General features: G+C 68.2%; 10 protein-coding genes. 1 reads left to right on the forward strand and 9 read right to left on the reverse strand.

All coding sequences use genetic code 11. The features are described from left to right. Positions 1-63 precede the first annotated feature (63 nt). The 9 genes from AB0G15_RS30575 to AB0G15_RS30615 form a co-directional block, all read right to left on the reverse strand. Entirely contained in the window at positions 64-2,280 is a 2,217-nt protein-coding gene (locus tag AB0G15_RS30575; protein ID WP_362846402.1) for a hypothetical protein, read from the reverse strand. Positions 2,281-2,425: 145 nt separating this feature from the next. Beyond that, positions 2,426-4,933 carry a glycoside hydrolase family 2 protein gene (locus tag AB0G15_RS30580; RefSeq protein ID WP_362846404.1) on the reverse strand — a complete coding sequence of 836 codons (2,508 nt, stop codon included), beginning with the start codon at positions 4,931-4,933 and terminating at the stop codon, positions 2,426-2,428. Beyond that, positions 4,930-6,636: an FAD-dependent oxidoreductase gene (locus tag AB0G15_RS30585; RefSeq protein ID WP_362846406.1), complete on the reverse strand. Its 1,707-nt coding sequence runs from the start codon at positions 6,634-6,636 to the stop codon at positions 4,930-4,932. Before AB0G15_RS30585 ends, AB0G15_RS30580 begins: the two co-directional genes overlap by 4 nt. A 27-nt stretch (positions 6,637-6,663) precedes the next feature. Continuing rightward, positions 6,664-7,569, reverse strand: coding sequence for a carbohydrate ABC transporter permease (locus AB0G15_RS30590; RefSeq protein WP_362846408.1), 906 nt, complete (start codon positions 7,567-7,569; stop codon positions 6,664-6,666). After that, complete coding sequence (locus AB0G15_RS30595; protein WP_362846410.1) at positions 7,566-8,420, reverse strand: sugar ABC transporter permease; 855 nt, start codon at positions 8,418-8,420, stop codon at positions 7,566-7,568. Before AB0G15_RS30595 ends, AB0G15_RS30590 begins: the two co-directional genes overlap by 4 nt. A gap of 72 nt (positions 8,421-8,492) precedes the next feature. Then, positions 8,493-9,833, reverse strand: coding sequence for an ABC transporter substrate-binding protein (locus AB0G15_RS30600; RefSeq protein WP_362846412.1), 1,341 nt, complete (start codon positions 9,831-9,833; stop codon positions 8,493-8,495). A 67-nt stretch (positions 9,834-9,900) separates the two neighbouring features. Next, the gene (locus AB0G15_RS30605; protein WP_362846414.1) at positions 9,901-10,959 is read right to left on the reverse strand and encodes a LacI family DNA-binding transcriptional regulator; all 1,059 of its coding nucleotides are present in this window, start codon (positions 10,957-10,959) and stop codon (positions 9,901-9,903) included. Positions 10,960-11,205: 246 nt separating this feature from the next. Beyond that, positions 11,206-11,658 carry a methyltransferase domain-containing protein gene (locus AB0G15_RS30610; RefSeq protein ID WP_362846422.1) on the reverse strand — a complete coding sequence of 151 codons (453 nt, stop codon included), beginning with the start codon at positions 11,656-11,658 and terminating at the stop codon, positions 11,206-11,208. A gap of 68 nt (positions 11,659-11,726) precedes the next feature. Further along, entirely contained in the window at positions 11,727-13,106 is a 1,380-nt protein-coding gene (locus tag AB0G15_RS30615; RefSeq protein WP_362846416.1) for a lectin, read from the reverse strand. Between the two features lie 829 nt (positions 13,107-13,935). Between AB0G15_RS30615 and AB0G15_RS30620 the strand changes: the two genes are divergently transcribed. Next, positions 13,936-14,155: GntR family transcriptional regulator (locus AB0G15_RS30620; RefSeq protein WP_362846418.1), on the forward strand; the 220-nt coding region annotated here is incomplete at its 3' end.

The following is a 14,155-nucleotide window of genomic DNA, read 5'->3' on the forward strand; positions in this document are numbered from 1 at the left end:
GTGCTCACGAGCACTTCGTGGTCATCGTCGTACTGAAGATGGAGGGCGTCGGGAGGCCGCGAGTCACGATGCGGCCGGGAACGCTCCGTAGCCGGCGGACCTGGTCGCGGTGACGGTCTCACCGTGCGCGACGCCTGTGGCGGTGACGGTGGCCACGCCCGCGGGGACGGAGGTCAGCCGCGTATTGATCGACGCGCTCACGGTCCTGCCGGGGACCACGTTCCTGAACGTCTTGTCGCCGTAGACGGTGGCGATCGCCACGTCCACCGGGAAGGCGTTGCCGTTCGTCGCCGCCACCGACAGGTGCACCTTCCCGCCGCGCGTGCGTGAGGTGACCGCTGCCGTCACGTCGAGCGCCGTGACGTCCGCGAAGCGCACCGTGTACTCCAGTTCGGTGCCGAACGGCAGGAGCAGCATGTGCTGGCGCCGGGAGGCGTCCTTGAAGTACGTCTGCGTCTTCGGCACCACCCGAGCCGTCAGCGTCGCGTTCCACTCGATGACCATGTCCGTGCGACCACGCCGGACGCGCAGCCCCGTGCCCTCGCCCGTGACGTCGGCACCCGGCGTCCACTCCGTCTCCACCGGACCGAGCAGCGTCAGACGATCGTCGCCGCGCAGCACGAGAGGCATGCGCTCCGTCGAGTGCTGGAGCGCGGTGACCTTGACGCGAAGGGCATCGGCGCGGAGATCGACGTCCTTCGTGAGCCGACCGTCCGGCGTCGTGTAGCGGATGCCGAGATGCTCGGCTGAGCCCACCTCGTCGAGCGCGAGCTCATCGTTTCGGGCCGGATCGCCCCGGAAGTACCGGGCGAGCAGGTTCCCGTTGGAGTCGATGCTGGTGAACTGGGCGGAACGATGCGTGCCCCAGCACCCTTCCACGGAGTTGTTCGTACTGTAGAGCAGCATGCCGGCATCCGGGTGCCAGAGGAAACTCAGCCCGCTCTGGACCCGGGATGTGGCACGGATGCCGAACAGGCCCCCGAAGTAGTAGGGGGGCTTTCTGACGAAGAGGAACTGCTGCCCGCGCGGATCGGTCCGGAACTCCACGAAGCTGTCGGAGGTCAGGTAGGGCATGGTGCCGATCGCGGCATCCTTGTCAGCACGGGTGGGGAATTTCTCGGGGTAGGTGGAGAGGCGCACCACCTGCGGATCGACCTGGCCTGCCGGCGGCTGCGGCACCGGTTCGGTCGACGCCGCCCATTCCGCCCTCAGGGCCGCCTTGTCCTCCTGAGCCGTCGTGAAGGCCGCCGAGACGGGGATGCTGGGCGTCCACAGGGAGTTGATGTCCGCCTTGTAGCCGTCGTCCTTCACGTCATCGAGGATGTGGAGAGAGGTGCGCGATGACGTCGCGACGTTGCAGAACCAGCCGGCGCCGTCGGGTTCACGCACGAAGTTGTACCGGATCCACTCGTAGTACGTCTCCTGCATCCGCTTCACGACGGGTGAGCCGGTGGTCTCGTGGAGCGCCGCCAGGTCGGGCGTCATGACACCGAGCGAGTACCCCAGGTCGTTCCCGTTCTGCTCGTAGAAATAGCCGACGGGGCTCAGTCCGTCCCGGGCCAGCACGTCGATCCGCTCGTTGAGACGGCCGGCCAGGGTGGGATCGCCGAGCAACGGCAGTGCTTCCGCGATCCCCAGAAGGCCCCCGGCGACCTGGTTGGTGTACGGGATCGGGTTCGACCAGACCAGCGGGTTGGCCGGGTCCAGGAACCAGTCCGCGGCCTTGCGGAGGGCGGTGATGATCTTGCTCTGGGTCTCGGGCAGCGCGCCGGTGCGTTGGAGCTCCACGAGCGTGACGGTGAGGAAGCCGAGCGCGAAGCCCGTCGCGGGTCGTGACAGCTCTCCGGCGGAGTACTCCGGCCAGCAGCCCTGCGGCTTCTGCAGCTTGAGGTAGTGGCCGATGGCGGCGTCCAGGCGCGCCAGCAGCGCGGGGTCACCGGTGTAGGGGTTCCAGCTCCGGGCGTTCGCGTGGAACCACGACAGGGTGAAGACGTTCTCCTGCACCCGGGCGTTGAACGGTTCGGCCGGCGACCGCCAGAACCCGCCCCTCATGAACCCGTGCGTGTTCGGGTCCTCATCCTCCACCCCGTTCGCCAAGGGCGCGAGCACGGCCAGATACGGAGCCAGTCGTTGCTCGGCCGCGGCGAAGAGACCGCGGTCGGGGGCACCGGGTGGCAACGCGGTGACATCGGCCGGCGGACCGCCGATCTCGGATGTCGCGGCGAGCGCGGGCCTTGCCGTGTTCATCGCCAGGGTGAACACCGCTGTTCCCGTGGCCATGCCGACGAGGGCCTGTCGGCGGGAGAGGGACAGACGAAACACTGAGGGAACGGACCGATCTTCCATGATCAACCTCCTGGGGGACAGGCGTACATCGAAGTGAGCTCTGTGAAGTTGTGCCGGACTGTCTCCGGGACCGCGCGGGCTATGCCCTTGCCTGTGCTCGTCGGGGCATCACCTGGACTGACGCAACGAGCTGGTTCGCGGATCGGAGCACGTCGGGCGCGCTGAGGGTCTCGAGGTCCAGCTCCTCGGTGCTGTGGATCCGCAGCGTGGTCTGCTCCCCAGGCAGCAGCGTGATGAGGGCGTCGTCGACGAACCCCGCCGGATCGGCCTTGTCGATGAGGAGGGTGAGATCCCGGATCAGCGTTCTGGCCTGGACGGTCAGCTCGTATCCCTCCGGGATCCTGCTCACCTCGGCGCGGAACGACGCCGACGCGAGCGCGCTGTCTCGGTACTCGGCGAAGAACCAGAGGGCGCGGACGCCGTGGAGGGCCGCGACGACCAGTTCTCGTTCCGGGAAGGAGGCGGTGCCGATCTCGTCGGGGATCCGGACGCGCTGCGCGCCGCGGGGTCCGACGGCGACCGCGATGGCGGCCTCTGCCAGGAGCGCGCCCTCGTAGTCTCTGCGTTCCAGCAGCAGCTCGCCGTCCCATCGCTGGTCGGTGTCGTTGAGGATCGCCGCCTCGAGACCGTCCGGAGCGGGCTGGATCGTGACCAGCTGTTCCCGGTTGACGTGTCGCAGCGCATAGAGCATCGGCTTCGCGCGCCCGTCACCGTCGACGGCCGACCAGGAGGTCACCGGCCAGCAGTCGTTGAGCTGCCAGACGATGGTGCCGGAGCAGATCGGCGCGCGGGAGCGGAACCATCCGATCCCGGTGCGGATCGCGGCCGCCTGATTGAGCTGCATCGCCCAGTGCCAGTCCGACATGTCGTTCGGCAGCCGCAGGTGCGGGAGCAGCCCGTCGGTGAGCTTGTCGTTGCCGTTGACGGCCTTCTGGTGGACGACCATGCCCGGAGACTCCGGCGTGAGCGGGTCGTCGGAGACGGCACGCGTCAGCGTCGCCCAGGCCGGTGGCGCCTGCCAGCCGAACTCCGCGACGAACCGCGGCGTGTAGTCGAGGTAGTGGAGGTAGTCCTTCTCGTTCCACACATCCCAGATGTGGATGCTGCCGTGACGCGGGTCGTTGTGATCCGGGTCGTCGCCGAGCCCGCTGCCGGCGGGGGTGAACGGGCTTCCGGGGGTGTATCCGATGTGCGGCGCGAGTTCCTCGACGATCCTGGGCAGGAGGTCGTGGTAGTACCACGCCCCCCACGTGGCGCCGTCCAGCCGCGAGAGGTAGCCCCACTCGTGAAGGCCCCAGAGGTTCTCGTTGTTGCCGTTGAGGATCACCAGCGACGGATGCCCGGCGAGGCGGGTGACCGCTTCACGCGCTTCCGCCTCGACCTCGCCGCGCAACGGCTCCTCCTCGGCGTAGGCGGCACACGCGAACAGGAAGTCCTGCATCACGAGGATCCCTCGCTCGTCGCAGAGATCGTAGAAGTCGTCGGACTCGTAGATGCCACCTCCCCAGACGCGCAGCAGGTTCAGCCCGGCGAACGTGGCCTGACCGATGCGGGCGGCGTAGCGGTCACGGGTGACCCGGTGCGGGAACGCGTCGTCGGGGATCCAGTTCGCACCGCGGATCTCGATGCGGCGACCGTTGATCCGGACCGTGAACGGAGTGCCGTGCTCGTCGGGTGTCGTGTCGAGGTGAACCGTGCGGAACCCGATGCGCTGGTCGCGCTCATCGAGCACCGCCTCGGACGCCGGGTCGCTGACATCGATCAGGGCGACCTCGACGTCGTAGAGCGCGGGGTCGCCGTGCCCGCGAGGCCACCACAGCCGCACGTCGGGAACCTCCGCGTCGACCACGATCCGGTCGGTGTCCCGGCCCAGATCGGCGCGGATCGTCCGGCCCCCGATCGTCACGAGGACGGCGAGGCGCCGATCGCGATCGGTGCGGGCGACATCGATGTGCAAGGCGAGCAGCCCGAGCGAACCCTCCACGGTGACGACGGGGCGCACGTCGCTCAGCCGCGCGGTCCACCGCTCCACCCGCACCGGACGCCAGATGCCCACGCTGGCCGTGTCGATCCCCCAATCCCAGCCGAAGCTGGATGCCATCTTGCGCAGCGCGTTGAACGGGTGGGAGTTCACATGCGGCCGGTATCCCAGCTCCAGCGAGCGGCGGTCGGCCTCGCGGACGGGAGACTCGAGGTCGACCTCCAGGGCGTTCGATCCGCGCCGCGCGACGGCTCGGATGTCGTACCGGTAGCTGCGGTGCATGTTCTCGGAGCGGCCGAGCTCGTGACCGTTCAGCCTAACCGTGGCAACCGTGTCGATGCCGTCGAAGACGAGGTCAAGTCCGGGGCCGAGATCGTCGAGATCGAAGTCGGTGCGGTATCGCCACCGTGACCGGCCGATCCACGTCTGAGCGGACTCCTGATCGTCCAGGTAGGGATCCTCGGTGACGCCGGCGGCGTGCAACGCGGTGTGCACGGTGCCGGGGACCTCGGCCGGGACGCGCACGCCACCCAACCCGACGGGCGCCCTTCCTTCCAGGTGGAGGAGGGTCCAGCCGTCGCGCACGTCGGTTCGTCGCAGTCTCATCTCTTGCTCCTCCCGATCCCGTCGGTGCGGTCGAAGACGGCGCGCAGCGCGGGAGCCGGCGCCGCGTCATCAGGCGACATCGGGACACGGTCGAACGCGGCCCCGCCGGTGCGGATCTGCTCCGGCCAGGCCAGGGACACCCCGAGATCCTCGGAGAGCACCTGCTGCAGCCGCGTCAGCTGCCGCGGGTCCTCACGGATCCGCGCCGGGTCCAGACCGGTCTCCACGACGCGCGCGGCCAGGGCGCCGACGGCTTCGCCGATCGACCACTCCACCGGGTGCAGCCGGTACGCGCCGTTGGTGATGTGGGTGGTGCCGATGTTCTTGTTCGCGGCGACGAAGTTGTCGGCGTCGGCCGCGATCAGCGCGCCGAGGGGGATCTGGAAGGGAAAGCAGTCGATGTCGACGTAGTTGCGCCCCGACGTGCTGGGGTGCAGGTCGATGCGGTAGTAGCCGATGCCGACGCTGTCCGCGAAGATCGCGCTTCCCGCGTCGGCGCCGCGCATCTGGCGGCCGATGTGTCCCTCGGTGACGGTGAACAGGGCTCGGATGCGCCGCGACTCCCGGATGTACACCTCCTTCGCGAGACCGTCGGCCGTGCCCATGACGTCCCCGCGGGGACGCAGCTCCGGGTAGCCGAACCCGCCGTCGTGGCGAGGCGCCTCGGTCTGCATCCAGTGCACGAAGCTGAGGGTGAGAGAGCGTGCGCCCTCCAGCGCCTTCTCACGGGCCTGCGGGCTCACGCCGTGCAGCGGCAGCTCCCAGTAGTCGATCTGCGGCCAGTTGACCAGGGTGATCTCCCCGCCGGTGAAGGCCGGGTCCAGCAGCTGCCTGGAGAGGATCCGCCGGTACTGCCAGAGATCGTCCGCACGCGTGTGGATCGCCTCCTGCGGGGACTGCGCGAACAACGGGCGCACCCGCGGCTGCAGGGTGTCGGGGACCACGTCCTCCCAGGACAGCTGGGAGGCGGGCCAGCGCGGGTCGATGGTGTCGCGCCAGTGCTCGTAGCGATCGGGCCGGGGGATGGTGTGCTCCTCCCCCGGGCGGTACTCCAGGGCGACGCACCAGCTGACCGCCTGCTGGTCGTGGACGTCGGCGACGTCGGGGGCGTGCAGCTCCCCGGTCTCGTCCCTCCCCTCCGCGCCGATGACCACCGGCAGTCCGGCCGGCTCGATGAGGTCGCCCTCCTCCGTCGCATCGGCGACCAGGGTCGCGCGCACCTCGAGTCGATCGCCGTTCGGCGCGCGAAGCGTCACCGACGTGATCCGTCGCCCATCCCGGCGCACGTCGACCGCGGTGTGCTCGCGCAGCAAGGTGATCGCCCCGGATGCGATATGCGCCGAGAGGATCTCCTCCACCGCCAGGGCCCCGACGCGTGGTTCGTGGCAGATCCGTGAGACGAAGCCCATCCCGGGATTGAGATGTTCGATCCCGGCGGCGTCCTCGGTGAGCGGGTACGCGCGCCGGTAGTGACCGCGGATCGCCTCCCGCAGCGCCCGATAGCTGGGCGAGGTCAGGGAGGTCTCGATCCACTGGTGCTCGTCAGGCGGCACAGCCTGCGTGGACAGCTGTCCGCCCAGCCACGTCGAGCGTTCGGCGAGGACGACCCGGCATCCGAGCTTCGCGGCGGTGAGCGCCGCCGCGACGCCTCCGAGCCCTCCGCCGACGACGAGGAGATCTGTGGATATGGCGGAAATGGGCAAAGGATTCCTTTCGAGAGGTCGGGCCGGTCAGCCCTTGACGCTGCCGTCGGCCAGTCCGGCCACGAACGCGCGCTGGTTGAACAGGAAGAGGACGACGACGGGGATGGTCGAGATGACCGCGCCGGCCATCAGCGGGCCGTACTGGATGTTGCCGCTGGCGAGGAATCGCGCCAGCGCCAGCTGCACGGTCTGGGAGCTCTCCGTGTTGGTCACCACCAGCGGCCAGAGGAAGTCGTCCCAGACGCCGACGAAGGAGAAGATCGCGACGACGGCGATCAGCGGCTTCGCCAGCGGCAGGTAGATGGAGCGGAAGATTCGCCACTCGCCGGCGCCGTCGATGCGTGCTGCCTCGGCGAGCTCGGGAGGTGCCGTGCTGAAGTACTGACGAGCGAGGAAGATGTTCATCGGCAGGATCAGGTACGGGAGCATGACCCCGGCAAGGGTGTCGAGGAGCCCGCTGCCGCCTTGCCCGAGGATGTCGTTGCCGCCCGCCAGCGGTATCCCGCGCGCCATCAGGAACAGCGGTATGAGAGTCACGGAGACGGGGATCGCCGTGGTGGCGACGATCCCGACGAAGACGCCGAAGCTGCCGGGGAACGGCATCAGTGCGAACGCGTAGCCGGCGAGGACCGAGAAGACGCTGTTGCATGCCACGACGGCGACGGCGACGATCGTCGAGTTGAGCATGGCCCGCACGATGTCGGCGTCCGTCCACGCCGTGCCGAAGTTCTCCGGTGTGGGGTTGGCGGGGATCAGCGAGACGGAACCGAACGCCTCGTTGCTCGGCGTGAAGGCCAGGCTGATCATCCACAGGAAAGGCATGACGATCAGGAACGACAAGACGTAGAGGAAGATCATGGCCGGCACGCGCGACGTGCCCTTGATCCTCGTCGTGCGTCGTGACGTGGTCGCCGTAGGTCGAGTGACGGTCACTTCTGTCTCCCAACGAGCGAGCGGACGGAGAGCGCAGAGAACCCGACGATGAACGCGAACAGCACGAACGCCATCGCCGACGCCGACCCGAGCTGGTTGTACTGGAACGCCTCGGTGTAGATCAGGTAGTTCACGGTCGTGGTCGACCCCAGAGGCCCGCCCTTGGTGAGGACATAGATCTCGGCGAATCCTTGCGCGAGGAAGATGATGTCCATCGTCACGACGTAGACGAGCATCGGCCGCAGCCCTGGGAGCGTGACGTAGCGGAAGGTGTTCCAGCGACCGGCGCCATCGACGCGGGCGGCCTCGTACAGGTTGCGGGGGATGGACTGCAAACCGGCCAGCAGGAGGACCATGTTGCTGCCGAGCGCCTTCCAGATCCGCATGGCCGAGGCGGCGTTGAGCGCTGTGTCGGCATCCAGCAGCCACTTCTGCCGGGGAAGGCCGAACGTGGCGAGGATGTCGTTGAACAGGCCGTTCGGAGAGTACATCCACAGCCAGACCAGGCTCACGACGGTCAGGGAGACGATGTGCGGAAGGTAGAGCGCGGAGCGGAAAAGTCCGACTCCGCGAAACGGCCGGTTCACCAGCATCGCGAGACCGAGGGCGATGACGACCGTCAGCGGCAGGACCTGCAGCACATACCGCCCGGTGACCAGCAGCGCGTTGCCGAACTCGGGATTGCCGACGAGTTCGGCGTAGTTGTCGAAGCCGGTGAACTCGGGGCCGCCCCGGCGGATGGGGTTGTAGTGGGTGAAGCTGAGAATGAACCCGTAGACGACCGGGATCATCTGGAAGATCAGGATGTACAGGACCGCGGGAAGCACGAACAGCAGACCGATGAGCTGCATGCGGTTCCAGCGACGGTGTCCGGGGCGGGGCGAAGTGGCGCGGGGAGTGCTGGTCGACACGATGAGAGGCTCCTACCGGTTCTGCTTGAGGACCTTGTCGACCTCGACCTTCGCCTGGTCCAGTGCCTTCTGCGCGGGCACGACGCCGTTCAGCGCCTGCTCGAGGTGCTTGTCCAGCGTGTCTCGCGCCTGCACCCAGCCCGGGACATTCGGGTTGGGCTTGAAGTTCGGCGCGTTCGCCACGAACGCCTGGAGCACTGGGTTGTCCTTCACGTAGGCCGTCTTGGCCGCGGACGCGCGCACCGGAACAGCGCCGATGCCCCGGGTGTACTCGGCGCTGACCTTGGGATCGAGCATGTACGAGATGAACGCCCACGCGAGGTTCTTCACCTTGCTGTCGCTGTTGATCATCAGGCCGGGGCCCGATCCTCCCAGGGCGGAGCCCTCATCCTGTCCTTCGAAGGGCAGGGCGGGCATCACACGAAGGTCCAGGTCGGGGGCCGCGGCGACGATCTGGTTCGCGCCGCTGGCCGACTGGATCTCCATCGCCGCCGTGTCCAGAACGATCGGCTGCTGCGCGGCGGGCGCGTTGACGTAGTCCTCGCCGAGGTTCGCCGAGACCGCGTCGGGACCGGCGAACAGATGAGTGAAGAACTCGAGCGCCTGGACACCCTGCTCGGAGTTGAACGTGGCCTCGGTGCCCTGCTCGTTCAACTGGGATCCCCGCGCCGATCCCAGCAGTGAGGCGAACGTCTGCTGTCGGCCGATCGCCTGACTGGGCACCAGCAGCCCGGAGCGGGTGATGGTGTCGCCGTCACGCACCGTGAGCTTCTCCGCGGCGGCGCGCACTTCTTCCCATGTCTTCGGCGGCGCGTCGGGGTCGAGCCCGGCGGCGGTGAAGTCGGCCGCGTCGTACACGATCAAGCTGCCCTGCATGGACAGCGGCATCAGGTAATGCACGCCGTCAACCTGTCCGCCCGGCAGGGCGGCGGCCATGTCCTCCCGGTCTGCCGAGTCGAGCTTGGCGAGATAGTCGTCGAGGGGTTCGAGCCGGTCGTTGACGACGAAGTCGGCGATCGCGGCCGGACCGTGTCCGAACACGTCCGGGGCGGTCCCCGCGGCGAACGCGGCGTTCAGCTTCGTGGACAGGTCGCCCCAGTCGACGAAGGTGACATCGAGCTTCGCGCCTGTCTTCTCCTCGAACGCCTTGGCGATCGGTCCGGTGACGAGGTCGATCTCGGTCTGGTTGGTTCCGGGGAACCAGACGGTCAGAGTCTTCCCCTTGAGCCCGTCGCCGCTCGGCGATGCGTCGTCGGCCGGCGCCGAGGCGCATCCGGCGAGCAGGACCGCGCCGATCGTCAGCGCGGTGACGCCGGCCCGGCGCCGGGCGCGCCGTGGAGCATCAGCCTTCATCGGATCTCCTTTTTCGTATGAGTAGAAAACTGTTCGGTCTTGCTGCGGGGTGCGGGGCGCGGCCCGCTCAGGTCGAGATGGCCGGGGGGGACGTGTGCGGGCTGGCGATGGTCGCCGTCGAGGGCGGCTCGACCGGGAGCAACTCGTGGTAGGTGTTCGGGATGGTCCCGTCGAGCAGCTCCATGAGCACGGAGATGGCGCGACGACCGAGCGCGCGGCGCGGCATCCGGATCTGGCTCCAGGTGTGCGCGGGCGACACGTCGGGCACGGTGTCGAGCACCACGACCGAGAGGTCGCGGGGAATGTCGAGCCCGGCGGCCTGCGCGATGGCGGCCAGTATCGTCGCGGAGTCGTGGTTCTCGATCAACAGCGCGGTGGAGCCCTCGCGGAGGATCCCGTGGAAAACCTCGGCGTTCAGCTCGTCCGGCGCGACGAAGAGCGGGTCGCCCGAGCCGAGGCCCAGACGGGCGACATGCTCACGGAAGCTCTCGTAGCGCGCCTCCTGCGGGTTCCTGCGCGCGGTCTCCCCGAGATAGGCGATGCGGCGGTGGCCGGCCTCGGCGAGGGGCTCGAGGACCAGGGCGAGCGCCTGGTGGTAATCGGGGGCCACATACGGGAGCTGCGCGCTCGCGCCGTCTCGTCGCCCGATGAACACGAACGGGTACTGTTCGGAGGCGAGGCGGACCAGCTCCTCCTCGTTCTGCTCCATACCCAGCATCACCGCGCCGTCGGCCAGACGAAGCCGGTTGGCCCCGTTGGCGTAGATCCTGCGGATCCCGTCGTCGCCCTGCGTGGACGCGAACAGCACGAGGTCGACCTTGAGCTCGACGGCCTGTTCCTCGATCCCCACCAGGAACGGGTTGTAGTAGTCGTCGGAGGTCACGGGGAACACCGGCTCGAAGGTGTGGACCCCGATCAGACCGTTGCGCCCCCCGCGCAGCGAGGTGGCCGCGACGTTCGGGACGTACTGGAGCTCCTTGACGGCCGCGTGGACGCGATCCTGCGTCGCCTGCGGGATGGACTCCGCCGCCGCGCGACCGTTGAGCACGAGCGAGACCGTGGACTGAGTGACGCCGGCGAGCCGCGCGATGTCGCTCTGCCTGGGAGCTCGCGTCTTCTTGACCATCACTGTCTCTCAGTCCCGAGGTCATCTCATTGAGCCCGCACCGATCTCACCGGCTCCCCACCTCATTTGATATCAGTTACTCATACGAATTAGCAACCATGTGAGGAGCCACTGTCCAGGTGAGGTGGCCGGCAACCGCCGTCGGCTCCGCAGGCTCTCGATGAGCCGCCCGCCGGCCTCGGAAAAGGCTGGGTGCAGAAATCGTGATCTTCGTACCGGTCCGGTGACGGCATCTGTTTGCCCTGCTTACCGGGCATACGTTCCTGGCCCATGCCCTTCGAATTTCTCTCCGGCCGGCAGGGCGCCCGCCCGGGGTGAGACAGCCACGCAGTTCACGCAGGGCAGATGCCAGCCAGAGGTGGTGCAAGACAGCGACGAGAGTGACGGCGTCCCATCGCCGCCGCGGTCACGCCCGGCGAAGTCGGCTTGGACGATGGCGACCGTGGGGTTGTCGGCGAAGCGCTCCGCCGCGGCGCGGGCGGTCGCGGGATCGGGTTCCAGCCCGGTGACGGTAGCGGCGCGTCGGCGAGGCAGAGCGGCGAGGTTACCCGTGCCGCACCCGGCGTCCAGGACGTGGCGGGCCCCGGACGAGGCCGCCCGGTCGGCGCACCCGCGGCGCAGCCGTCCGGGTGCGGGAGGACGTGCTGATCTCCCGAGGGCGGGCAGACATGCGAAAACGGCCCCGTCGTCGAAGGGGATCCCCCGCCGGGACGGTCACTTTTCCCGGCGGGGGATCCCAAAGGTGTCTCAGAGCTCCGAAAAGGGGATCAGCTCCTGGTCCACTTCTGGTTGCTGGTGCCCAGGCAGGTCCAGATGTGCACCTTGGTGCCGTTGGTGGTGCCGTTGCCGGACACGTCCAGGCACTTGCCGCTGCCGACCGCGGTGATGGTGCCGTCGGAGTTGAAGCGCCACTTCTGGTTGTTCTGGCCGTTGCAGTCCCAGATGAGCACCGCGGTGCCGTTGGCGGTCCCGGCCCCGTTGACGTCCAGGCACTTGTTGCCGTAGACCCTCAGCTCACCCGAGCTGTTGGAGGTCCACCGCTGGTTGGCGCCCCCGTTGCAGTCCCAGATCTGGGCCAGCGCGCCGTTGGCCTGGGAGGCGCCGTTGACGTCCAGGCACCGGTTCGACCCCCCACCCCGCAGAGCACTCGTGCTCCCCGGCGTCGCAGAGGGCGAGGGCGACGGGGTGATCGAGGGGGTCGGCGTCGGCGTCGGGTTCGTGTCACCGAACTGCGAGAAGAAGGCGTACACCACCGGCCCGGTCCAGGACCTCTCGTGGGGGTTGTAGTCGCCGGCGGACCCGTCCCAGGGACCAGGGGTGTGACCCGCGTCGAAAGCGGCCCATGCGACCGGATACCCGGCCCGGCACCCCGAGTAGTAGGTGACGGTGTGCGTCAGACTGCCCTGCGCCGGCTCCGGCGGGTTCTGGGGGGTGCAGCCGTTGTTCCTGACGAACCTGTCGCGCAGCGACCGGCCCGAGGAGATATTGAGCGGGTCCCTGAGGCCGTGCAGGCCGATGTACCCGATGGGGTCGTTGCCGCCGCTGCATCCGCTGAGCTGCGCGCCGGCGTAGACCGCGACCGCGCGGAAGGTCGTCGCCCGGGCACACGCGAGCGCGTAGCTCATGCCGCCGCCGTAGCTGAAGCCCATGGCGAAGCGCTGGGAGGTGTCGACACACAGATCCGCATCGATCCGCCGGATGATGTCGTCGACGAAGGTGACGTCCTCGCCGCCGGAGTTGGCCCAGCCGTTGTTGAGGCCCTGGGGCGCGATGAAGATCGCGTTGCTGTTCGACAGCGCCCTCTGCCCGTAGTAGGACCAGGGGTACCCGCTGGTTCCGCCCGAGTCGACGTCGTTGGCGGTGCCGCCGTTCCAGTGGAACCCGAAGAACACCCGGTAGGAGGTGGTGTTGTTGTAGTTGTCGGGAAGCCTGAGGATGTAACTGCGGTTCTTCCCACTGGTCGTGATCGACTGCGAACCGCTTCTCAGCGTCGGAGTCTTGCCACACCCCGCGGTGGGCGCGAGGGCGCCGGCACCCGTGGACGACGTGGTTCCGCCGAGGCTGTCGCTCAGCGCCGCGTGACCCGTGGACAGGACGAGGAGGGCCGCGACCGCGATCGCTCCGAAGAGGGATCTGTTCTTCGACATCACGCGACTCCCTCTGCGGTTCGAGTATCGACACGTCTGGATGGGGACACCACTTGGTTCTCCTTCATCGGGGGGTGGGAACCTCAGCCGGCCGGTGTGGCGGCTCAACACCGTTTCGTTGGTCTCCGCGCTGAACACCACGTCCGGCCGGTTCTTACCGGTGTTGCCGAACAACCGCGCCCTGCTTCGAGGCGGTCGGAACCGTTCGCGTCACCGTCGTGGACGACAATGTCCGGCCTGGCCTCCGTGGCTTCGGCCGGTACGGCTCAGCCGTGAGCCGCCTGGTGAAGTTCACCTACACGATCGGCTTGCCGTCGCTGATCCGCGTGGCCATCCATGAAGCCGCCCTCATGGCGGTGGCACGGCCGGCGAGTACCGTCCCGCACTCAGCGCCGGCAGCCGGCGACTCCGGCGTCGGTCACGTTCGCGTAGCTCGTTCCGATCGCTCACATGATTCTCCAGACATACCGCGGTGTCCGGCGAATGGCACCACGGAGGGTGATCCTTAGAGACTGCGTGAGTCGAGGCGGCCAGGCCACGACGCACGACCGCCACGGAGTGCCCCACTCCGGATGCGGTCCAGCCGAGGAGGAGACCCCCGAAAGGAGGCATCCCGGAGACTTAGCTACTAATTACGGTCCTCACGCTGAGGCGCGTCAAGACCTTAAGCCCACTTATTTCTGACTCCTCACAGGGGGACCTTTGTCAGAGTGGGAACTCTTTCGAGTATAAGTGCAGCTAGACGGCTTCATCTTTCCTTTCGCCGGTGTATGAATCCGAGGGCGAGCCGGATGTGTAGCATTCATTGCCGGGCGGAAAGCAAGGGTTGATGCTGATCCGGGCCTCAGCTGGTCGCGCTCTCGGGGAGGGCGCGGGGAGCGTGATCGATACTCCGCGCGCGGAAGGCGCGTACCGGCCGGGCTACGAGGTGGCCGCGGAGCAGGTGCTGGAGTCGATCAGCCGGTTGCGCCTGCGGCCCGGCGACCGCATGCCCACCGAGAACGAGCTGGCCCGGCAACTGGGCACGAGCCGGACCGTCGTGCGCGAGG

Origin of the sequence: Streptosporangium sp. NPDC023825 (assembly GCF_040639575.1) — a bacterium.
Classification (GTDB): domain Bacteria; phylum Actinomycetota; class Actinomycetes; order Streptosporangiales; family Streptosporangiaceae; genus Streptosporangium.

Coding starts and splice junctions, on each gene's coding strand:
- AB0G15_RS30605 (WP_362846414.1), bottom strand. CDS start 10,959: ATGGTCAAGAAGACGCGAGCTCCCAGGCAGAGCGACATCGCGCGGCTC.
- AB0G15_RS30580 (WP_362846404.1), bottom strand. CDS start 4,933: ATGAGACTGCGACGAACCGACGTGCGCGACGGCTGGACCCTCCTCCAC.
- AB0G15_RS30615 (WP_362846416.1), bottom strand. CDS start 13,106: ATGTCGAAGAACAGATCCCTCTTCGGAGCGATCGCGGTCGCGGCCCTC.
- AB0G15_RS30600 (WP_362846412.1), bottom strand. CDS start 9,833: ATGAAGGCTGATGCTCCACGGCGCGCCCGGCGCCGGGCCGGCGTCACC.
- AB0G15_RS30575 (WP_362846402.1), bottom strand. CDS start 2,280: ATGGCCACGGGAACAGCGGTGTTCACCCTGGCGATGAACACGGCAAGG.
- AB0G15_RS30595 (WP_362846410.1), bottom strand. CDS start 8,420: ATGCAGCTCATCGGTCTGCTGTTCGTGCTTCCCGCGGTCCTGTACATC.